The organism is Rhodanobacter sp. MP7CTX1 (genome assembly GCF_014205795.1).
Lineage (GTDB): Bacteria > Pseudomonadota > Gammaproteobacteria > Xanthomonadales > Rhodanobacteraceae > Rhodanobacter.
The window spans coordinates 72,773-93,117 of record NZ_JACHCN010000010.1; the positions used below are offsets into that span (position 1 = coordinate 72,773).

Here is a 20,345-nt window from a genome sequence, read left to right on the forward strand (position 1 = left end):
CGTCAGGCGATTCCCGTTGGGGTGATCGATTCAAACCAACGAAGCATCGGGTGATGCTTACCCATCTTTTATCATGGTTTCTTCGCCGGCCGCTTCCAGCCATGAAAGGTCTGCTGCCTTCCGCGTGCCACGGTGAGTTCGCCCTCGGGTGCATCCCGGGTGATCACCGAGCCGGCGCCGATAGTGGCCTGCGCACCTATGCTCACCGGCGCCACCAGCGCGCTATTTGAGCCGATGAAGGCGCCATCGCCGATGTGCGTAACGAATTTGTTGATGCCGTCGTAGTTGCAGGTGATGGTGCCGGCGCCGATGTTTACGTTGCGGCCGATCTCGCTGTCGCCGAGGTAGCTGAGGTGGTTGGCCTTGCTGCCTTCGCCGAGATGGGTTTTCTTGGTTTCCACGAAGTTGCCGACATGCACGCCGCGATCGAGTTCGGTACCCGGACGCAGCCGCGCGAACGGACCGATCGTGCACGGCCCATGCGTGATCACGCCGTCCAGATCGCAGTGCGACTGCACTACCGTGCCGGCGGCGAGCTGGACGTCTTTCAACCGGGTGAACGCGCCGACGCGAACGTCGTCACCCAGCACCACGCTGCCTTCGAGAATCACGTCGATGTCCAGCTCGACATCACGACCGTGAGTGACGGCGCCGCGCACATCGAGGCGTGCCGGATCGGCCAGACGTACACCAGCCATGGCCAGCGCGCGGGCTGCACGCTGGCGGTATTGCGCTTCCAATTCAGTGAGCTGCCAGGGGTCGTTGACCCCAGCGGCCTCCACCGGATCGGCGCATTCAATGTTGCGTGCGCCACGACCTTCTTCTGCCGCCATGCGGAAAATGTCGGTGAGGTAATACTCACCCTGGGCATTGTTGCGCTCGAGCCGGCTGACCCAGCCACGCAGCGCCTGCGCTTCGGCCGCGAGGATGCCGGTGTTGACCAGGTTGATCGCACGCTGAGCGACGTCGGCGTCCTTTTCCTCGATTACCTCGCGGATTCCGCCATTGCCGTCGCGCAGCACGCGGCCGTAACCGTACGGGTTTTCGAGCCGGGTGGTGAGCAGGCGTAACACGGCATCACCCTGCACCAACTGCTGCAGCGTCTCGACCCGGGTCAGCGGCACATCGCCGTACAGCACCAGCACCTGCACGCCGTCGGGTATGCCGATGAGCGCCCGCTCCACCGCGTGGCCGGTGCCCAGCCGCTCGGCCTGCAGCACCCAATGCAAGTCGGCCTGATGGGCGAATGCCGCCTGCACCTGCTCGCCGCAATGACCGTAGACGATATGGATCGCCGCCGGCTGCAACGCGCGGGCCGTGCCGAGCACATGGGCCAACAGTGGCCTGCCCGCCAACGGCATCAAGACCTTGGCCCGATTGGACTTCATCCGGGTGCCGGCGCCAGCGGCCAGGATGATCACGTGCAAGGCAGGGGTTTCCATTTCGGCACCACGCGTCGGGGTCAGTGATCGCGCAGGATACATCGAGTTTTCGCGGATCGCGGCTCAGCGCGCGGCGGCGTCGCCAGCGGGCTTCAGCTTCTGCAGTTGCGGCGTGTAGGTTTTGACGAAGGCGTTGCGCAGCACGCCAAGGATGGCCTGCGAGGTATCCAGTTGCTTGTCGTCGATGCGCCCACTGATCGGCACGCGGGTTGCGAACTCGTCCGTCGCCTGATTCTTGAACAACGACACCACCCCCTGGGCCAGGGCTTCATAGGCCAGCTTGATGGGCCCCTTCTTGTCCTGCTCCACATCCTGCTTCCAGCTGAATATCTTGAGGTCATGAAAGATCGGTTTGGCATAGCCGTCCAGCTGCCCGTTCTTGGCTTCCAGCTCCATCGTGAAAGTGCCGGTGCCGCCAGCGAAATCGAGGCCGGCATACGCTTGCGCAAGCGCGTTGGCCTTGGTCAGCTGGATGCCGGTGACATCCAGCTGATAGGAAAAGTCGCCAAAATGATTGAGCGGATCGAAAACGCCGTCGGATTTCATCGGCGCATCGTCGAGAACCCTCGCGGTGACATGCAGCTCGGCTACACGATTGCCGCCGCGCCGTTCAATGTTGGTCAGATTGGTGACGGTGCCATTGACGTCGGTCATCTTGAGATCGACGCGGGGGTTCGACACGAAACTCTGGAAGGTGACCGTGCCCTGGCTTACGTTGACCTCGTCCAGTCGCATCGGGGCCAGCAACTTAAGCTTGGCCCGCCAGTCCACGCCCTTGCCGGTCTGGCTACCCTGCTCACCGTGACCCTGCACAAAATTGACCGTGGGCTGGAAGAAGTAGATCTTGCCTCGAAACACGCCATGGCCCAACGCGAGCCAGCTCAGTTCGATATCGGCACGTGGGCTATCGAGCAGGGGCGCCGGCTCTTTGCCTGTCGTCTTGACGACACTCAGTCCGTTGATGGTGTAACCGCCGCGCCACAAGTGCAGGCTGATATCCGCGATCTCGCCGTGGTAATCGCCCATCTGATCCATGCGTGCATTGAGATAGTGCTTCACCGCGTAAGGCAACAGCGCGCGGACGATCAGCAGCAGCAGGATGACAGCCAGCAGCCAGCCCAGGTGACGGCGATGATGAGGCTTCATGGAGTCGCTTCACGGAGAGTTGGCCCATCTTAAGCGTTGCGATGTTCGCGCGGCGTCGACGAGCTGCTGCCAGGCGTTTCCCGCATGGCAAAACGCCGGCACTTGGCCGGCGTTTCGTCTCGAACCTGGGTTCGCGAATCTCAGTGCTTGAGGTTCTTGCGCAGACGCTCCAGCGCCTGCAGCTGAGCCATCGCCTCGGCCAGCTTGGCCTGGGCTTCGAAAATTTCGATCGCGTCGGTACGGTTCGCCAGCGCGTCCTCGGCTTCTTTCTTGGCGCGCTGTGCGGCGTTTTCGTCCAGATCGGCAGCGCGCACGGCGGTGTCGGCCAGCACGGTAACCACTTGCGGCTGCACTTCCAGGATGCCACCGGAGACGTAGAACTGCAGGCGCTCACCATTGGCCTGCAGCACATCGACGTGGCCCGGCTTGAGGCGGGTGATCAGCGGCGCGTGGCGGGGCGTGATGCCCAGCTCGCCCAGCTCGCCGGTGGCAACGACCATCGTCGCGTCGCCGGAGAAAATCTCGGCTTCGGCACTGACGATGTCGCAACGGATGGTCTGACTCATGTACGGATGTCCGCTTCGTGATGGGCGAGCCAGCTGACCCGCCGCCATTGGTCGATCAGTCTACCGTCGATCAGGCTGCCTTCTTGGCGCCCATGTCCTCGGCTTTCTTGATCGCCTCGTCGATGCCGCCAACCATGTAGAACGCCTGCTCCGGCAGATGGTCAACGTCGCCGTCGACGATCATCTTGAAGCCGCGGATGGTTTCCTTCAGCGACACGTACTTGCCCGGCGAACCGGTGAACACTTCGGCCACGTGGAACGGCTGCGAGAAGAAGCGCTCGCATTTGCGCGCACGCGCCACGGCCTGCTTGTCTTCTTCGGACAGCTCGTCCATGCCGAGGATCGCGATGATGTCCTTCAGCTCCTTGTAGCGCTGCAGCGTGCCCTGCACCTTGCGGGCGACGTCGTAGTGCTCCTGGCCGATCACGTTCGGATCGAGCTGGCGGCTGGTCGAATCCAGCGGATCGACCGCCGGGTAGATGCCCAGCGAAGCGATGTTACGGCTCAGCACCACGGTCGCATCCAAGTGGGCGAAGGTGGTTGCCGGCGACGGATCGGTAAGGTCATCCGCGGGCACGTACACCGCCTGGATCGAGGTGATCGAGCCGGTCTTGGTCGAGGTGATGCGCTCCTGCAGCACGCCCATTTCCTCGGCCAGGGTGGGCTGGTAACCCACCGCCGACGGCATACGGCCGAGCAGTGCGGACACTTCGGTACCGGCCAGCGTGTAGCGATAGATGTTGTCGACGAAGAACAGCACGTCACGGCCCTTGCCGGAAGCGTCCTTCTCGTCGCGGAAGTACTCGGCCATGGTCAGGCCGGTCAGTGCCACGCGCAGACGGTTGCCCGGCGGCTCGTTCATCTGGCCGTACACCATCGCGACCTTGTCGAGCACGTTGGAGTCTTTCATCTCGTGGTAGAAATCGTTGCCCTCGCGGGTACGCTCACCCACGCCGGCAAACACGGACAGACCTTCGTGTGCCTTGGCGATGTTGTTGATCAGTTCCATCATGTTGACGGTCTTGCCGACGCCGGCGCCGCCGAACAGGCCGACCTTGCCGCCCTTGGCGAACGGGCAGATCAGGTCGATCACCTTGATGCCGGTTTCCAGCAGGTCATTGCCCGCGGCCTGATCGTCGTAGCTCGGCGCTTCGCGATGGATCACCCACTGATCCTGCTCGCCGATCGGACCGGCTTCGTCGATCGGGTTGCCGAGCACGTCCATGATGCGGCCGAGCGTCTGCTTGCCGACCGGCACCTTGATGCCTTCGCCGGTGTTGCGGGCGATCAGGTTGCGGCGCAGGCCGTCGGTGGAGCCGAGCGCAATCGTGCGCACGACGCCGTCACCGAGCTGCTGCTGCACTTCCAGCGTGATCGCGGTGCCGTCGATTTTCAGTGCGTCGTACACCTGCGGTACCTGGTCGCGCGGAAACTCCACGTCGACGACCGCACCGATGATCTGAACAACTTTGCCCTGGCTCATGCTGATAGCTCCGAAAGCTTTTTGAATCTTCTTCGATATTCCCGCCGCGGCGGAAATCCAATAATGGGTTTTGCTGCAATAACAATCAGACCGCGGCGGCGCCGCCGACGATCTCCGAAATTTCCTGGGTGATCGCCGCCTGACGCGCCTTGTTGTAGATCAGCGTCAGTTCGTCGATCACCTTGTTCGCGTTGTCCGACGCGCTCTTCATCGCGACCATGCGCGCGGCGTGCTCGCTGGCGAGATTCTCCAACGACGCCTGATACACCACCGACTCGATGTAACGACCCAGCACGTGCTCCAGCACGGTCTGCGCATCCGGCTCGTAGATGTAGTCCCAGTCGTGGGCTTGTTCCAGCTTGACGCCGACATAGGCCGCTTCACCGGCCGCCTGATGGGTTTCCATTTCCGACGCCACCAGCGGCAGCGGCAGCAACGCGTCGATCGTCGGCTTCTGCGTCATGGTGTTGACGAAGTCGTTGTAGGCCAGAAACACCCGATCCAGCCCATTGGCCGTATAGGAGTCCATCATCACCTTGATCACGCCGACCAGCTGTTCAAGCTTGGGCTTCTCGCCGAGATGGCTGACGCTGCCGACCAGGTTGACGCCCTTGAGGCGACGGAAGAACGAGACCGCCTTCTGGCCGATGGCCACGACGTCGACCTGCACGCCCTGCTTCTGCCACTCGGCGATCGCCGGCAACAGGCGACGGAACAGATTCGAATTCAGACCGCCGCACAGGCCGCGATCCGTCGACACCACGATGTAGCCAACCCGCGCCACCGTGTCGCGCTGAATCAGGAACGGATGGCTGAAATCGGTGCTGGCCTGGGCAACGTGCGCGATCACCTTGCGCATCGAACGCGCATACGGACGCGAGGCCTTCATCAGATCCTGCGCCTTGCGGATCTTCGAGGCCGAGACCATTTCGAGCGCGCGCGTCACCTTGCGCATGTTCTGCGTGCTCTTGATCTTGGTTTTGATTTCGCGTCCGCTGGCCATGCTCTATCCGCTCGTTATGCTCGCTGGTGGGAAGAAGACATCAGCTCGATGCCCGCTTCCGATTCGCCGTTACCGACCCGCCAATATCGACAATTACCGATAATTACCAGCTGCCGGTCTTCTTGTACTCGTCGAGCGAAGCCTTGAACGTGGCTTCGATGTCGTTATTCCAGTCACCGGTCGCCACGATCTTGGTCATCAGCTCTTCGTGGTTCTGGTGCATGAACGCGTGCAGACCCTTCTCGAACGGCAGCACCTTGTTGACCGGCAGGTCATCGAGGTAGCCCTTCTCGGCCGCGTACACCGACAGTGCCAGCTCGGCGATCGACAGCGGTGCGTACTGCGCCTGCTTCATCAGCTCGGTAACGCGCTGACCGCGGTCGAGCTGCGCACGGGTGGCCGGATCCAGGTCCGAAGCGAACTGCGCGAACGCGGCCAGCTCACGGTACTGCGCCAGCGCCAGCTTCACACCGCCGGACAGCTTCTTGACGATCTTGGTCTGCGCGGCACCGCCGACGCGGGACACCGAGATACCGGCGTTCACGGCCGGACGGATACCGGCGTTGAACAGGTCGGTCTCCAGGAAGATCTGACCGTCGGTGATCGAGATCACGTTGGTCGGCACGAAGGCGGAAACGTCGCCACCCTGCGTCTCGATGATCGGCAGCGCGGTCAACGAACCGGTCTTGCCCTTCACTTCACCGTTGGTGAACTTCTCGACGTATTCCTCGGACACGCGCGAAGCGCGCTCGAGCAGACGCGAGTGGAGATAGAACACGTCGCCCGGGTACGCTTCGCGGCCCGGCGGGCGCTTCAGCAGCAGGGAAATCTGACGGTAGGCCACGGCCTGCTTGGACAGATCGTCATACACGATCAGCGCGTCTTCGCCGCGGTCGCGGAAGTACTCGCCCATCGCGCAACCGGAATACGGTGCGACGTACTGCAGCGCGGCCGACTCGGACGCCGAAGCAACCACGATGATGGTGTTGGCCAGGGCACCGTTCGCCTCGAGCTTGCGCACCACGTTCGCGATCGACGAACGCTTCTGGCCAATCGCGACGTAGATGCACTTAATGCCGGAATCTTTCTGCGCGATGATCGCGTCGATCGCCAGCGCGGTCTTGCCGGTCTGGCGGTCGCCGATGATCAGCTCACGCTGACCGCGGCCGACCGGGATCATCGCGTCGACCGACTTGTAGCCGGTCTGCAGCGGCTGGTCGACCGACTTACGCCAGATCACGCCCGGCGCGACTTTCTCGATCGCGGAGCTGAGCTTGGCGCCAAGCGGACCCTTGCCATCGATCGGATTGCCCAGCGCGTCGACGACGCGGCCGAGCAGTTCCGGGCCGACCGGCACTTCAAGGATGCGGCCGGTGGTCTTGGCCGTATCGCCTTCACGCAGGTGCTGGTATTCACCGAGCACCACCGCGCCGACCGAGTCGCGCTCGAGGTTCAGCGCCAGCGCAAACGAGTTGCCCGGCAGCTCGATCATTTCGCCCTGCATCACATCGGCGAGGCCGTGGATGCGCACGATGCCGTCGGACACGCTGATGATCGTGCCCTCGTTGCGCGCTTCCGCGCCGAGCTTGAACTGCTCGATGCGGCTCTTGATCAGTTCGCTGATTTCGGACGGATTCAAAGTGGTGCTGGACATGGTCGTTATCCTGAAATTTTGTTTTCTTCAGAGTCCGGCCAAGAATGGCCGGTTTTGCTCTTCGCGAAATAGACTTCGCGTGAAATTACTTCGCGTAAAACTTAGTGCGCCAGCGCGCTGGCCAATTTCGCCAGGCGTCCGCGTGCGGAACCGTCAATCACCTCTTCGCCGGTATCGATCACCACACCGGCAAGCAGCGCGGCATCGACCCGGGCTTCCAGTTCGATCTCGCGCTTGAAGCGGCGCTTCAGCGATACCTTGAGCTGCTCGGCCTGAGCGGAGTCCAGCGCCATCGCGCTGGTCACCTTGACCAGCAGTTGCGACTCGGACTCGCGCTTGAACGCCTCGTACAACTCGGCCACTTCCGGCAGCAACGCCAACCGGCGCTGCTCGGCCATTTCGCCGAGGAACTGCGCAAACGGCGCATCGGTAGCGATACCGACCGGCAGATGCAGTGCGACCAGCTGCGCCGGCAGCACGCGCGGATCGGTGCCGAGCAAGGCCACCCGTGAATCCGCGGCGACTGCTGCAGCAAAAGCCAGCGCCTGCGACCACGCATCCAGCGAACCGGTCGCATGGGCCACTTCGAACGCGGCGCGAGCGTAGGGACGAGCGAGGGTGATTGCCTGTGCCATCGATCAGATCTCGGCCGCAAGCTGGTCGAGCAACGCCTTGTGCGTCGACGCATCGACTTCGCGCTGCACGATCTTGCTGGCACCCTGCACGGCCAATGCACCCACCTGCTCGCGCAGCTGGTCACGGGCACGCTGTGCCATCGAGGCGATATCGTCCTGGGCAGAAGCTTTCAGCCGATTGATCTCGACGATCGCTTCGCCACGGGCCTTGTCGATGATCTGATTGGCCTGCTGCTGAGCCTTGTCGATGATTTCGGAGGCCTGCTGACGGGCCACCTTGATCTCGGCAGCCACTTTGACGTCGGCACTCTTCAGTTCGGCGTGCGCACGCTCGGCGGCATTGAGGCCTTCGGCGATCTTCACCTGCCGCTCTTCAATAGCCTTGTTGATGTGCGGCCAGATGAAGTGGACGCAGAACCAGATCAGGATGGCGAACGAAAGCATTTCGCCAATCAAGGTCGCGTTGAAATCCATCGCTGCGTTACCTGTAAATACGGGATGAAACGGACACGGGTGTTATGCCACCCGTGCCGAACAGACGGCGCCGTAGCGCCGCCAACGGACTCAGCCTGCGGCCAGCTTCGACAGCAGCGGGTTCGCCACAGCGAAGTACATCGCCAGCGCAACGCCGATCAGGAACGCCGCGTCGATCAGACCAGCAAGCAGGAACATGCGACCCTGCAGCAGCGGAACCAGCTCCGGCTGACGGGCAGCGGCTTCAAGAAACTTGGAACCCATGACGCCGATACCGATACAGGCACCGAGTGCACCGAGGCCGATGATCAGACCCAGCGCGATGGCGGTGAAGGACTGGACTTGAGCAATGTGAGCGATGAGTTCCACGACGGTCTCCTGAGAAATTCAAACTGAAAAGGTCAAAACGGTTAAAACAGATGATTCGGGTAGCGTAGATCAGTGGTGATCGTGCGCCATCGAGATGTACACGATCGTCAGCACCATGAAGATGAACGCCTGAATGCCGATGATCAGGATGTGGAAGACGCCCCACACCGTGTAGCCGATGAGGCCCAGGCCGTACAACGCCACGCTGCCTGCACTAAACAGTCCAGCGATCAGCATGAATACCAATTCGCCAGCGTACATGTTGCCGAACAATCGCATGGCCAGGCTGACCGGCTTGGACAGCAGCTCAACCACGTTCAGCGCGAAATTGGGGATCCAAAGCAGCGGATGCGCGCCAAACGGAGCGGTGAACAGCTCATGCATGTAGCCGCCAGCGCCTTTGGCCTTGAAGCTGTAGAAAATGATCAGCACGAACACCGTCAGCGACATCGCGAACGTCATGTTGATGTCGGCGGTAGGCACGGCGCGGAAGTGACCCAGGCCGAACTTGTGGGTGATCCACGGCAACAGATCGACCGGCAGCAGATCCATCGCATTCATGAGGAATACCCACATGAATACGGTCAGCGCCAGCGGCCCGAGAATGCGCCGGTCGCCATGGAACACGTCCTTGACCTGACCATCGACGAATTCCAGCACGATCTCCACAAATGCCTGTCCACGGCCCGGTACGCCGGCCGTAGCCTTGCGCGCCTTCAGCCAGAACAGCAGGCAGAACACCACGCCCAGCACCAGCGACACCGCTACGGAGTCCAGATGTACTGCCCAAAACCCACCCGGACTCGCCTCCGGCGTGAGATGGGTCAAGTGGTGCTGGATGTATTCGGTAAGGCCACCCGACTCGCTTGCCATGTCTCAACCCTTGAATCTGAAAGCCAGCAAATAAACCGCGAGGGCAGCCGCCAACCCCGTAATGGCGGCCAGCGGCGGCAACTTGTATTGAACCAGGATCATGATCAGCCCCCCGACGATCACGATCCACTTGAGGATCATGCCCATCAGCAAGCGGCTCAACGCCAGAACACCTCCGCCCAGACCACTGAAGAAGCGTGCCGACATCAGCGCGGTACCCAGCGCCACAATCACCGCACCTGCAGCACCTGACACCGCTTCTCGACGTCCCAGCGTCAGGAAAGCGAGGCCAACTATGAGCGCCGCAGCGAGCTGCAGCAACATGATGCGCAAGGCGAGACGTCGACCAGAGGCTAGACTGTTGAGCACGTAACGTCTCCGCGCGGTTTACACCAGGCGGCACCGATAGAGCTACGGGCCACGATCCAATCCATAAAAGTATAGCAGTGCCGTGATTACAACGACAACCCGCGCTACCTGCGACATCTCGTCCCGGCACGCGTGGTTCTCGTCGGCAGCCACGCTGCCTAACGCTTTCCGCCTTTTGCAGCACACATATAAAAGGGGCCGGACTTGAAGTCCGGCCCCTTCGCTATCGCGGCGAGCCGCGAGAGATATCGCTAATTATCCAGCTTATTACTTGGCAGCCTTCTTGGCGGCGGCGATCGGTGCCGAAACGGCCTCGTTGGCAGCTTCGTTGGCGGCCTGGCGCTGTTCCTGCACCAGTGCATTCAACGACTCGGCGGTCTTCTGCGTGATCGCGAGGATTTCCTGCGAGACAGCCACCGAACGCTCGGCGTTCTCACGGGTCAGGCTCGTGCCCTTCTCCCACAGGCTACGCAAGCCGTTGGCGTCACGCGTCTCCAGCGCTTCGGTAACGAATTCGGCCGAAACCTTGGCCTGCTGCTCGAGCGTCTTGAGCTGCAGCTCGGCGACCGTCTCCAGACCCTTCAGAGCCAGCGACTGCGCCTTGAACGCGCTGTCGGTGAACTGCTTGGTGAAAGCGAAAAGCTGATTGTTCAGTTGCTGCGTCATGGCGTTGTCCTCGTTGAGGATTGGGGTAGTGGCAGCCACTCTAACAACAACTTTGGTGCAGCGCAATATATTTTTGCAAAAAGAATCAGACCAGTCTGCAAATGTTCATATAAAGCGGCAGTTTATGACAATTTTGTGATTATCGCGACGCATCAAAAGCTGTCGCGGCTGCAGCTGGCACCCGAAGTACAGGTCTCGTGCACCACCACTTTGTCCAGCCCGGGCAGCTGCGGCAGCAGCCGTTGCCAGATCCAGCGCGCCAGCATTTCGCTGGTCGGATTCTCCAACCCCTCGATGTCATTGAGGTAGTGATGGTCAAGCTGGTCGTAAAGCGGCGCAAACGCCAGCTTCAGGTCAGCAAAGTCCATCACCCAACCCAGCTGGGCGTCGGGTTCGCCTACGACATGGATCTCGATGCGGAACGAATGCCCATGCAGCCGCGCACACTTGTGCCCGGGCGGTACGTTGGGCAGTCGATGCGCTGCCTCGAGCTGAAATACTTTGAAGATATGCATGGCGGACGCCTGCGTGCCAATGATGGACCGGCTCAGAACCACGCTTGGGGCGGGTGCACTTCAACAGCGACTCGCGAGCCGTTGTCCTGGGCGACTTTCTGAAGTCTTCCTTTAGCACTGACCGACATTGTCAGATCCATCGTGCCAACCGGTTTACGTGGTCGCCATTGTAACGACTGTCGCTCAATTTGTAGCGGGAGGGCCCGGCTTGCATCAAACAACGACAGTGGACATCAGGCGCCGTAAGTGCGGCCCTTCCAGCGTGAGCGTATCCCCCGCCAGTAACGCAGCGCCGAACTCCAGGTCATGCCCAGATACAGCACGGCGCTCAGCGGCAGGAGCAACGCCCATAGCGGCGACATGCGGTAATAGCGCAATACGGGCACATAGCTCAGTGTCATGGCCGCCCAGGCGACCAGCCCCAACGGCCACACATGCGCCGAGCCCAGCAGGACGAACGGCAGCCCGTAGGCAAGCGCGAACACGGTCGTCACCACCAGCAGCAACAGCGCGGAGTAGCCAAGCTGCGTAAAAGCCGAGCGCGCGACCATGTCGTGAATGGAGCCGAAGGTGCCGTATGGCCGCAGACTCACCACTCCACGACTCAAACCCAGCCAGGTGCTGTAACCGGCATTTTTTACCTGACGTGCCAGCGTGCAGTCGTCGATCAATGCATCGCGCAGGCTGGCGAAGGCACCGATTTGCCGCAGCACCTGTGTATCCACCAGCACGCAACCGCCCGCCGCTGCGGCGACGTGGCGGCTGCGCGAGTTCGACAAGGAAAACGGATACAGCAATTTGAAGTAGTACACGAAGACCGGGAGCAGCAGTCGATCCCAGAAACTGGTGCGGCACAGGTCTGCCATCAGCGAAACAAAATGCCGACCCTCACGCTGCTTGTGCGCCAGCAGGCTCCCGAGCAAGCCGGGCTGCAACTGGATGTCGGCATCGAGCAGCAGGGTGATGGCCGTGCGCACGTGGGCCATGCCCTGCTCCAGCGCCCAGAGCTTGCCCGCCCAGCCGTCCGGCAATGGCTGGCCGCTGATGATTCGCGTGTTCGGATAGGAGGCGGCGATCTGCGCGGTGGCATCGCTGGACTGATCGTCGATCACCACCACTTGCAGGCCGGCTCCCTGAACCTGCAAAGCAGCCAGGGTGGCACCTATCATTTCCGCTTCGTTGCGTGCCGGAACAAGTACGGTGATCTCGCCAAGGTCCACCGCAGACATGGCGTATCTGTCGGCTTCGAGGTGCTCGCGCGCGCTCCATGGCCGCCAAGGCACCAGCAACAAGCCCACCCACATCAACGCCGGAATCGATGCGGCAACCCAGGTCAACACACTCAAGTCAGCGACCATCCAGGTCAATGGCGAGCATCTGAACCCGTATTGCCGTTACGGCGTTGAATGGCACTGATCGGGATATGCACAGCGGTGGCGGCGACGCGATCGCCATACAACACAGGCAGGTCCGGCGCCATCGCGCCTTCGGTGCGTGGGCCGAACAACGCCACACGCATGGCCTTCAGCGGGTGGGCGAAGGTATCGTTCACGGCCGTGCCTTCGAAGCCGCAGTGGGCCATGCAGTTATCGCACTTTGGGTTGACGCCGACGCCGTACTTGTCCCACTCGGTTTCTTCCATCAGCGCCTTGTAGCTTGGCGCATACCCTTCATCAACCAGCAGGTAGCAGGGCTTCTGCCAACCGAAAATGTTGTAGGTCGGGTTGGCCCACGGGGTGCACTGATACGCCTGATTGCCGGCAATGAAATCGAGAAACATCGATGACTGATTGAACACCCATTTGCTCTTGCGCTGCTTGCCAAGCTTGAACACATCACGAAACAGCTGCTTGCTCTGGCTGCGACCGAGGAAAACATCCTGGCGCGGCGCGTGCTGGTAGCTGTACCCCGGTGATACGGTGATGCCTTCGATACCCAAGGTCATCGCGTAATCGAAGAACTCGGCAACCTCCGCGGGAGGCTCCTGGTTGAACAAGGTGCAATTGATCGTGACGCGATAACCGCGCGAAAGCGCCAGCTTTATGGCGGTGATCGCTTTGTCGAATATGCCATCCATGCATACCGATGCGTCATGGCGCTTTTCCAGGCCATCGAGGTGGATCGACCAGGTGAAGTACGGCGAGGGCTCGTATTCGTCGATGTGTTTGGGCAGCAGGATGGCATTGGTGCACAGGTACACGAATTTCTTGCGCGCAATGATGCCTTGCACGATCTGCGGCAGCTCCTTGTGGATCAGTGGCTCGCCACCAGGGATGGAAACCACGGGCGCACCGCACTCGTCCACCGCACGCAGCGCGTCCTCGACGCTCATGCGTTTGTGCAGGATTTCCTTGGGGTGGTCGATCTTGCCGCAGCCGGCACACGCCAGATTGCACTGGAACAGTGGCTCCAGCATCATCGCCAACGGATAGCGCTTCTGACCGCTGAGCTTCCTGCCGAGGATGTAGCGCGCGATCGTGGCCTGTTGGATAAGTGGAATGCCCAATGGACCCTCCGGAAATATCGTTTAAGCCCTGAGCGAACGAGTCGTCATGCAAACAGCTCGGTCGCACTCGCTCGATGGGCCTGGAACATCGCTGCCAGATGCAGAATATATGCTCTTTGCTTCGCCACGGCCAACTCACGCTGACTCGACGGGTAGCGGCGCGAATACTTGCGGGTGCTCGCGGCGCAAGCGCTCCCACTCGATCTTGAACCAGGGTGTGAAAGTTTGCGGTCGTGCCTTCATTTCAGTGTCGAGCGCGTCCGGCGAAATATAGCGCAGCGCCGAAATTTCGTTGACGTTCACGGTGGGTCTTGCGGCACTGCGCCCCGCGTAAACGCCACACAATTCATGCTCGGCGCCTTCGGCATCAAACTGTGCCTGGTATTCGAACTTGAACAGGAATTGCAGCGGGCACTGCAAGCCCAATTCTTCATTCAGGCGCCGATGGATCGCTTTCTCCATGGTTTCGCCGCGACGTGGATGACTGCAGCAGGTATTGGACCAAAAGCCTGGCCACAGACGCTTGCCTGACGCGCGCTGCTGCAGCAGCAAGTCGCCTTGCGGATTGAACACGAACAACGAAAAGGCCCGGTGCAATACACCCTGTCCCAGGTGTGCCGAGGCCTTGTCGAGAAAACCGACCTCGCGGTCGTGTTCGTCAACCAGGATCAGCGGCTCGTCATCGAAGGAGACCACATCGCTGGAATCCCGCGATTCCTGCTGGTTTGGCTCATGGTTATCCAATGTCGACCTCCATCGCCTGATAGCCGGCATCGCGCATGGCGGCCATCACCTTGTCGCGGTTTTGTGGGCACAGGGCAATGATAGAACCGCCGCCACCGCCACCGGTGAGCTTGGCCCCCAGCGCCCCGTGTTCGCGCGCGATCTGCACCAGCTCCTCCAACTCCCGACTGGACACGCGCAAGGCATTCAGCAGGCCATGGCAGATATTCATCAGGTCGCCCAGGCGCTCCAGATCATTCTTCTGCATGGCCAGCACACCCTGCTGGGTGAGCTGGTCGATCTGATCGAAGATGCCTTCGTAAAGCGTCGGGTTGCGCTGCCAGGCGTTGCGCACATTGCCGACGCTCCGGGCAGTGAGGCTTTCCTTGCCGCTGATGCCGATCACCAGTGGAATCGGCTTGGGTACCGACAACTCGCGTATGGTCGGCGCCTCTTCCGGCTGCTCGCCGCGCTTGTAGAGCACCAGCTTGCCGTAGGTCGCCACCGTGTTGTCCACGCCAGACGCCGCGCCATGCGCCACCTCTTCGCAGCGATACGCCAGTGCGTTGACCTGCGCGTTACCCAGGCCCAGTCGAAAGTGCCGATCGAGCGCGCGGATTACGGCTACCGCCATCGCCGCCGAACCACCCAGGCCCATGGCCCTGGGTACGTTGGGAAATGCTTCGATCCGTATCGATCGTTCGGTCAATTCCAACGTGTCGAAAATAATGCCTAGCGAGCGCTGGAACGAATCGCGATGCGCCGGATCACGGTGCAGCCGATACTCCACGCCCCAGCGCGGTATGAGCATATCGACGCGGCCGGAAGCAGTGTCCTGCACGGTCGCGCGTACGGCCAAAGGCACGGGCGCTGCAATCGCGTGGCTACCGTAGACAACCGCATGTTCGCCGAGCAGGATGATCTTGCCGTGGCCACAACCGCGCCGATCGGGCATCTGCTGATCGGACGCCTTCGGGTCGATCGATGCGCCGCGCGCCTCCTTGCGCACCTGCACTACGATTTCCTGCGCTTTCCATATCTTGATTTCACCGCTCTCCACCAATCGCTCCACCACGGTGTCAAAAATTTCTGCGGTAGCGCCTGCCGCGATGGCGACACTACGTGCATGCAAAGTCATATGGCCTTGCTGGATGCCGTCGGTGACCAGGGCGCGCAGCGCCGAGAAGTTCTGCGCCAAACCAACTGCGCCCATGACTTCCGCCAATTCGCGTGCCGACTTCACGCCAAGCAGGCGTAGGTCCAGCGCCACCGTGGCGTTGGATTGCAGCGACCCGCCAACGATGCCGACCTTCATCGGCATCTCCAACTCGCCCACCAGTTCACCGCGCTCGCCCTTGTACCAGCGCGTCAGCGAGGTGTAGCGGCCACCGCGAGCGGCGTAGGCATGCGCCGCCGCCTCGATGGCACGCCAGTCGTTGCCGGTGGCCAGTGCGACGCCGTCGACGCCATTCATGATTCCCTTGTTGTGGGTGGCGGCGCGATAGGGATCGATGCTGGCGAATTCATTGGCAAGGATCACGCCATCGCGCACTTCCTCGCCGGCATGCCCCTTCGTGGTGAGGTCTTCTGCCGGGATGATGCAACGCGCACGCACCATCGCGCGGTCGGCAAGGTTGGACAGGATGCGCAGAAACACGCGGCCACCGGTCATGCTCTCCACCAGCGAAGCGACTCCCTCACACATGGTGTTGACCAGGTTGGCCCCCATCGCATCGCGTGTGTCGACCAGTAGGTGGACTACCAGCATGTCACTGCCTTCGGCACGCGCATGCAGGTGGACTTCGACGTCCTGGGCGCCACCACCGCGCGCCACCATCTGCGGATGCAGGCTGTTGGCGAGATTGAGCAATTCGTCCTTGCGCTGAAGCAAGACTGCCTTGGCTTGCGCCGGGTGCGGCACGTCCACTACCTGAACCTGGCCGATCAGCACAGGCTCGGTACTCTCCACGTGAAAACCGCCCGCACTTCGCACCACTTTGGCCGCGGAGGAAAGGGCGGCCACGATGGAAGGCTCTTCGACCACCAGCGGGACGATGTAGTCGCGTCCGTTGACCAGGAAGTTCAGGCCGAGCCCCACCGGAAGACCCATCACTCCGACGACGTTCTCGATCATCTTGTCGGCTTTGTGCACCTTCAACGTGTGCTCGCCGGAAACGAGCGTCTGGTAATCCTCAGCAGACAACCAGCCGCGCTCGTGAATGATACGCACGCGATCGGACACCGACAATTTGTAGAACGCCGGGAACCGCGACCGTTCCGAACTTAATTGTTCAACGCTCATATCGTGGCTCCTCCGCATGGTTTGTGCACCGCATGGGCGCCCACTACCTACAGCTTGCCAACAACCGCGCTCAACTTTTCCCGCATTCCCGAAGGACAACCCGTAGCTCGACGAACGGCGTCAGATGGCGACTCTGACGCAGTAAGCCCCCTGAGGGTCAACCTCCAAAGGCACGCTATGCATGCCCTCGACTAAAATACTCCGTTCGATCCGTGCCAGGCGATCCGCATCCTGGACGAAAACCACGCCGAAGTCGCCTCCGGCACCACATGGTTTGTAGGTGACCCCAATCTGCGCCGCCAGTTCCGCAAGTCGCTTTTGCGTGGCGGAGAAAATTTCCAGTCCACAGGCCGAACCGAAGTGCTCAAGTGCCATCGCGTATGCCGCCACCACGGCAACAAACGCGGCGCCGCGACCTTCCTGTAACGCATCTACCGCGATTTCGGCCAGTTCGCAGAGGCTACGCATATGTGCCGCATACTCGGCGTGATGACCGAGGCGCCATTGCGCCAACCGACGCAAGAAATCGGCCGTCGACACGGCCTGGCCAGACCACACAAACAGGCAGTGCACACCCATCATCGGCCATTCCAGGGACGTGTAGGTAGGCCTCGAGTCGCGCCCCGCCAACTGATAGACAATCAGGCCGCCGGCAACGCTGGCCGCCAGATCAACGCCACTGCCGAGCCCGTCTTGCCAGGAAGAGTGCATTCGGAATAAACGGTGCAGCCACTGTGCACGATCGGCAATCGATTCAGCATGACCGGCATACACCGCCAGCGCCGAGGCCAGCGCCACGGTCAACGCCGCACTGGAGCCGAGCCCCAGCTTGGCCTGACCTGAGCCGTTGGTCTCAAAGAAAACCGCGGTGTCCAACTCCAGGCAAAACCCGTCGTCCGAGGACGGCGCCAATCCCTCACGCGAAAGGGCACCCCATACGTGATCGACCAACCGCAGCTTGGCCGCATCAGCCTCGATGCTCTGCCAGCGAGGTTGGCCGTCGACGCCCAGTGGCATGCGGGCGTTGAATACGTTCAGGTCTGGCGCGCTGATGACACAGACGCCGTCGGTACGCGGAGTGATACGCACCGTGGCGCGGCGATCGACTGCCACCGCCAGTGCCCGCGCCCCTTCCAGCACGGCATATTCACCCAGCAACACCAACTTGCCCGGAGCACTGGCCATTAGCTCCATCACGTCGTCAGCTCCGCGTTGGAAATGCTGCGAGCGCCGGCGCCAAGGCCAGCATCGAGCACATCGAGCACGCCGGGAACCCCGTTCAGGACCGCTTTGACCTGCTCGATTGCCTGCGGTGCGCACACCGCTTTCAACTGCGGCCCTGCGTCGACGGTAAAAAACACCGGCACACCCTCCCTACGCAATGCGCGTACGCGATGCATGCATTCCACCGTGGCTCCGTTCCAGTACAACAGCCCCGGCTGGGCGGCCAGGGCCAGCGCATGCATCTTCAGGCAATTGTGCTCGGAAACCAGCGCAAGGGCGTCGAAGTCATGCGCCAGGATGGCGTTGCGGGCCATCGTCAGGTCCGCCTCCTGTGTCGCTATCCAGGAAGCCTGAAACGGCGAGCTTTGCGTCGTGCGGCGCATGCCTTCGCTGGAACCGACCTCCTTGGCGACCGTTGAGGTAATCGCTACCGCTACGCGCAAAGGCCATGCTGCCGCCGGCAACAGCAGGCGCGCTACCGAATCGCTGCCATCGGCCAGTTCACCGCGTGCCCATTCGACGTATCCACCGAACACGGAGCGCGCGGCAGAGCCAGAGCAACGGCGCGCCAGCAGTGACCGTTCCGTCTCACTCAGTTCCAGACCCAGCGCTTGAGAACCAGCGCATACCAAGGCGGCGAAACCGGAGGCGGAGGAAGCCAGACCGGCCGCCGTGGGAAAATTGTTGAGGCTGTCGACCTCCGCGCCCCAGGTGACGCCGGCGCGCTGGCGCAGCAGATCAAGGCAGGCCACCACTCGCTTCATCTCGACATCATGGGTGCGGCCATTGAAGCTGAACCGATCCAGCGTCGACCCTGGTACGAAACGCACTTCGGTGCGCGTCCACAAGCTGTCCAGCGTGATCGAGATGGAACCTACGACCGGCAAATTCAGAGCGGCGTCGCGCTTACCCCAGTATTTGACCAACGCGATATTGGGCTGAGCCTGCGCTGCGGCGCGCAGTGGACCCAGTGCTGCCGCACGAGGATCGGCACTCATAGGCATCGCTGCGGTGGGAGTCGCTGACATATGCTGTGCCGATCACGTATTGCCCACATGACGTGGACGTAGTGGACTCTGCTCTGGCAACGTCGCAAACACCCGGCTACAGCATGCCCAGGTGCTGCGTTTTTCTGGCTCGCCAACCGACTTTAAGCCAAAAATTTGGGCTATACCACACGCACCTATGACGACCGGCGCACTGATGGTGGGTATTTATTGGCTCGGCACCGGACTGACGGCTGCCGCCGCAGGTTACGCCTGCGCCGCCTTGGCTGCCGTACTGAAACGCCCACGCGCTCGTTCTTCGTCGTCAAACCCCAGTGTTACTCGCCCTCTGCCGTCGGTAAGCGTACTCAAACCGTTGCATGGGGCAGAGCCACGGCTCTACGAAAATCTGCGCGACTTCTGTGTTCAGGCGCACCCCGATTATGAGCTCGTCTTTGGCGTGCGCGACCCGGAAGATCCGGCCATCGCGGTTGTAAATCGGCTATGCGCGGAATTTCCACAGCTCGTCATCGCGCTTGTAGTCGATCCGCGTGTACACGGCACTAATCCGAAAGTCGGCAATCTCATGAACATGCTTCCGCATGCCAAACACGACTGGCTGGTGCTTGCCGACAGCGACATCGGTGTGCCGACGGATTATCTGATGCGCGTCACCGCTCCCCTGAACGATCCCGGCGTGGGTATCGTCACCTGCCTTTACCGGGGCATCGCGCGAGATGGCCTATGGGCGGAGGTCGGTCGTCTGTTCATCGACGACTGGTTTGCGCCATCGGTCCGGGTGGCGCACGCGTTCGGTTCGACGCGCTTCGCGTTCGGTTCGACCATCGCACTGCGCCGAGATACCCTGCAAGCCATCGGCGGCCTGGAAGTACTGCGGGATACGCTTGCAGACGATTTCTGGCTGGGTGAGCTGAGTCGACAACGCGGATTGCGCACTGTGCTCTCGGACATGGTGGTCGGAACGGACGTCAGCGAAACGCGACTGTCCGAGCTGTGGAAACATGAATTGCGCTGGCTGCGCACGATCCGGTCGATCGCACCGCTGGGCTTTGCCATGACCTTTGTCTGCTTCACATCACCGGTGCTGTTGCTGGGCATGGCCTTGGCGCCCAGCGCATTGACTGCGGGCATGGCTTTGCTTGGTGGTTGCGCGAGGGTTTTGCTGAATATTTCGCAACGCCAATCCCGTCTTGCTGGCTCACGCTGGTACGAGATTCTGCTAATTCCGCTACGCGACGGTCTATCGTTGCTGGAGTGGGCTGTAGCGCTGACCGGTTGGCGCGTAAGATGGCGTGGCCAGGTGCTGCATGCGCGGGACGATGATCCGCGCCGTCTTCACGAGTGACTCGCCAGATGGGTGTTGATCCGTGTTTCCGCAGGAGCTTACC

20 protein-coding genes are annotated in these 20,345 nt (G+C 61.6%); 1 reads left to right on the forward strand and 19 read right to left on the reverse strand.

Features of this window, described 5'->3' with window-relative positions; genetic code table 11:
* Window positions 1-71 precede the first annotated feature (71 nt).
* From glmU to mvaD, 19 genes are all read right to left on the reverse strand, one after another.
* Entirely contained in the window at window positions 72-1,442 is a 1,371-nt protein-coding gene (glmU, locus tag HDE77_RS13385) for a bifunctional UDP-N-acetylglucosamine diphosphorylase/glucosamine-1-phosphate N-acetyltransferase GlmU (RefSeq protein WP_184417951.1), read from the reverse strand.
* Window positions 1,443-1,505: 63 nt separating this feature from the next.
* On the reverse strand, window positions 1,506-2,588 hold the full coding sequence (locus tag HDE77_RS13390) for a DUF748 domain-containing protein (RefSeq protein WP_184417953.1): 1,083 nt from the start codon (window positions 2,586-2,588) through the stop codon (window positions 1,506-1,508).
* Between the two features lie 140 nt (window positions 2,589-2,728).
* The gene (locus tag HDE77_RS13395) at window positions 2,729-3,154 is read right to left on the reverse strand and encodes a F0F1 ATP synthase subunit epsilon (RefSeq protein WP_184417955.1); all 426 of its coding nucleotides are present in this window, start codon (window positions 3,152-3,154) and stop codon (window positions 2,729-2,731) included.
* 70 nt (window positions 3,155-3,224) lie between these two features.
* Window positions 3,225-4,637, reverse strand: a complete 1,413-nt coding sequence (atpD, locus tag HDE77_RS13400) for a F0F1 ATP synthase subunit beta (RefSeq protein WP_184417957.1) — start codon at window positions 4,635-4,637, stop codon at window positions 3,225-3,227.
* An 85-nt stretch (window positions 4,638-4,722) separates the two neighbouring features.
* Window positions 4,723-5,640, reverse strand: coding sequence for a F0F1 ATP synthase subunit gamma (atpG, locus tag HDE77_RS13405; protein WP_184417959.1), 918 nt, complete (start codon window positions 5,638-5,640; stop codon window positions 4,723-4,725).
* 103 nt (window positions 5,641-5,743) lie between these two features.
* Window positions 5,744-7,294 carry a F0F1 ATP synthase subunit alpha gene (gene atpA / locus HDE77_RS13410; protein ID WP_184417961.1) on the reverse strand — a complete coding sequence of 517 codons (1,551 nt, stop codon included), beginning with the start codon at window positions 7,292-7,294 and terminating at the stop codon, window positions 5,744-5,746.
* Between the two features lie 101 nt (window positions 7,295-7,395).
* Window positions 7,396-7,929: a F0F1 ATP synthase subunit delta gene (locus HDE77_RS13415; RefSeq protein WP_184417963.1), complete on the reverse strand. Its 534-nt coding sequence runs from the start codon at window positions 7,927-7,929 to the stop codon at window positions 7,396-7,398.
* A 3-nt stretch (window positions 7,930-7,932) separates the two neighbouring features.
* Window positions 7,933-8,403, reverse strand: a complete 471-nt coding sequence (locus tag HDE77_RS13420; protein ID WP_184417966.1) for a F0F1 ATP synthase subunit B — start codon at window positions 8,401-8,403, stop codon at window positions 7,933-7,935.
* A 90-nt stretch (window positions 8,404-8,493) separates the two neighbouring features.
* Entirely contained in the window at window positions 8,494-8,772 is a 279-nt protein-coding gene (gene atpE, locus HDE77_RS13425) for a F0F1 ATP synthase subunit C (protein WP_077554220.1), read from the reverse strand.
* Between the two features lie 69 nt (window positions 8,773-8,841).
* On the reverse strand, window positions 8,842-9,645 hold the full coding sequence (atpB, locus tag HDE77_RS13430) for a F0F1 ATP synthase subunit A (protein WP_184417968.1): 804 nt from the start codon (window positions 9,643-9,645) through the stop codon (window positions 8,842-8,844).
* Between the two features lie 3 nt (window positions 9,646-9,648).
* On the reverse strand, window positions 9,649-10,014 hold the full coding sequence (locus HDE77_RS13435; RefSeq protein WP_343206112.1) for a hypothetical protein: 366 nt from the start codon (window positions 10,012-10,014) through the stop codon (window positions 9,649-9,651).
* A gap of 267 nt (window positions 10,015-10,281) precedes the next feature.
* Window positions 10,282-10,680, reverse strand: coding sequence for a phasin family protein (locus HDE77_RS13440; protein ID WP_184417970.1), 399 nt, complete (start codon window positions 10,678-10,680; stop codon window positions 10,282-10,284).
* Window positions 10,681-10,832: 152 nt separating this feature from the next.
* Window positions 10,833-11,195 carry a 6-carboxytetrahydropterin synthase QueD gene (gene queD / locus HDE77_RS13445; RefSeq protein ID WP_184417972.1) on the reverse strand — a complete coding sequence of 121 codons (363 nt, stop codon included), beginning with the start codon at window positions 11,193-11,195 and terminating at the stop codon, window positions 10,833-10,835.
* Window positions 11,196-11,428: 233 nt separating this feature from the next.
* Window positions 11,429-12,535, reverse strand: a complete 1,107-nt coding sequence (locus HDE77_RS13450) for a glycosyltransferase (RefSeq protein ID WP_184418048.1) — start codon at window positions 12,533-12,535, stop codon at window positions 11,429-11,431.
* A gap of 23 nt (window positions 12,536-12,558) precedes the next feature.
* Window positions 12,559-13,701: an adenosyl-hopene transferase HpnH gene (gene hpnH, locus HDE77_RS13455; protein ID WP_184417974.1), complete on the reverse strand. Its 1,143-nt coding sequence runs from the start codon at window positions 13,699-13,701 to the stop codon at window positions 12,559-12,561.
* A 135-nt stretch (window positions 13,702-13,836) separates the two neighbouring features.
* Window positions 13,837-14,445: an isopentenyl-diphosphate Delta-isomerase gene (idi, locus tag HDE77_RS13460; protein ID WP_255482710.1), complete on the reverse strand. Its 609-nt coding sequence runs from the start codon at window positions 14,443-14,445 to the stop codon at window positions 13,837-13,839.
* Window positions 14,438-16,726 (reverse strand): hydroxymethylglutaryl-CoA reductase, degradative, encoded by a 2,289-nt coding sequence (locus tag HDE77_RS13465; protein WP_184417979.1) that lies wholly within the window; start codon window positions 16,724-16,726, stop codon window positions 14,438-14,440. The genes idi and HDE77_RS13465 overlap by 8 nt, the downstream gene beginning before the upstream one ends.
* A 120-nt stretch (window positions 16,727-16,846) precedes the next feature.
* Window positions 16,847-17,920, reverse strand: a complete 1,074-nt coding sequence (locus tag HDE77_RS13470; RefSeq protein WP_255482716.1) for a hypothetical protein — start codon at window positions 17,918-17,920, stop codon at window positions 16,847-16,849.
* Window positions 17,920-18,948, reverse strand: a complete 1,029-nt coding sequence (gene mvaD, locus HDE77_RS13475; RefSeq protein WP_255482711.1) for a diphosphomevalonate decarboxylase — start codon at window positions 18,946-18,948, stop codon at window positions 17,920-17,922. The genes HDE77_RS13470 and mvaD overlap by 1 nt, the downstream gene beginning before the upstream one ends.
* A gap of 205 nt (window positions 18,949-19,153) precedes the next feature.
* Here mvaD and hpnI point away from each other — a divergent pair, with 205 nt between their 5' ends.
* Window positions 19,154-20,302: a bacteriohopanetetrol glucosamine biosynthesis glycosyltransferase HpnI gene (gene hpnI / locus HDE77_RS13480; RefSeq protein WP_184417983.1), complete on the forward strand. Its 1,149-nt coding sequence runs from the start codon at window positions 19,154-19,156 to the stop codon at window positions 20,300-20,302.
* Window positions 20,303-20,345: the final 43 nt, after the last annotated feature.

Bases quoted from the DNA above. Each gene is read 5' to 3' on its own strand.
- glmU (WP_184417951.1), bottom strand. From the start codon at position 1,442: ATGGAAACCCCTGCCTTGCACGTGATCATCCTGGCCGCTGGCGCCGGC.
- HDE77_RS13390 (WP_184417953.1), bottom strand. From the start codon at position 2,588: ATGAAGCCTCATCATCGCCGTCACCTGGGCTGGCTGCTGGCTGTCATC.
- HDE77_RS13395 (WP_184417955.1), bottom strand. From the start codon at position 3,154: ATGAGTCAGACCATCCGTTGCGACATCGTCAGTGCCGAAGCCGAGATT.
- atpD (WP_184417957.1), bottom strand. From the start codon at position 4,637: ATGAGCCAGGGCAAAGTTGTTCAGATCATCGGTGCGGTCGTCGACGTG.
- atpG (WP_184417959.1), bottom strand. From the start codon at position 5,640: ATGGCCAGCGGACGCGAAATCAAAACCAAGATCAAGAGCACGCAGAAC.
- atpA (WP_184417961.1), bottom strand. From the start codon at position 7,294: ATGTCCAGCACCACTTTGAATCCGTCCGAAATCAGCGAACTGATCAAG.
- HDE77_RS13415 (WP_184417963.1), bottom strand. From the start codon at position 7,929: ATGGCACAGGCAATCACCCTCGCTCGTCCCTACGCTCGCGCCGCGTTC.
- HDE77_RS13420 (WP_184417966.1), bottom strand. From the start codon at position 8,403: ATGGATTTCAACGCGACCTTGATTGGCGAAATGCTTTCGTTCGCCATC.
- atpB (WP_184417968.1), bottom strand. From the start codon at position 9,645: ATGGCAAGCGAGTCGGGTGGCCTTACCGAATACATCCAGCACCACTTG.
- HDE77_RS13440 (WP_184417970.1), bottom strand. From the start codon at position 10,680: ATGACGCAGCAACTGAACAATCAGCTTTTCGCTTTCACCAAGCAGTTC.
- queD (WP_184417972.1), bottom strand. From the start codon at position 11,195: ATGCATATCTTCAAAGTATTTCAGCTCGAGGCAGCGCATCGACTGCCC.
- HDE77_RS13465 (WP_184417979.1), bottom strand. From the start codon at position 16,726: ATGAGCGTTGAACAATTAAGTTCGGAACGGTCGCGGTTCCCGGCGTTC.
- HDE77_RS13470 (WP_255482716.1), bottom strand. From the start codon at position 17,920: ATGGAGCTAATGGCCAGTGCTCCGGGCAAGTTGGTGTTGCTGGGTGAA.
- mvaD (WP_255482711.1), bottom strand. From the start codon at position 18,948: ATGAGTGCCGATCCTCGTGCGGCAGCACTGGGTCCACTGCGCGCCGCA.
- hpnI (WP_184417983.1), top strand. From the start codon at position 19,154: ATGGTGGGTATTTATTGGCTCGGCACCGGACTGACGGCTGCCGCCGCA.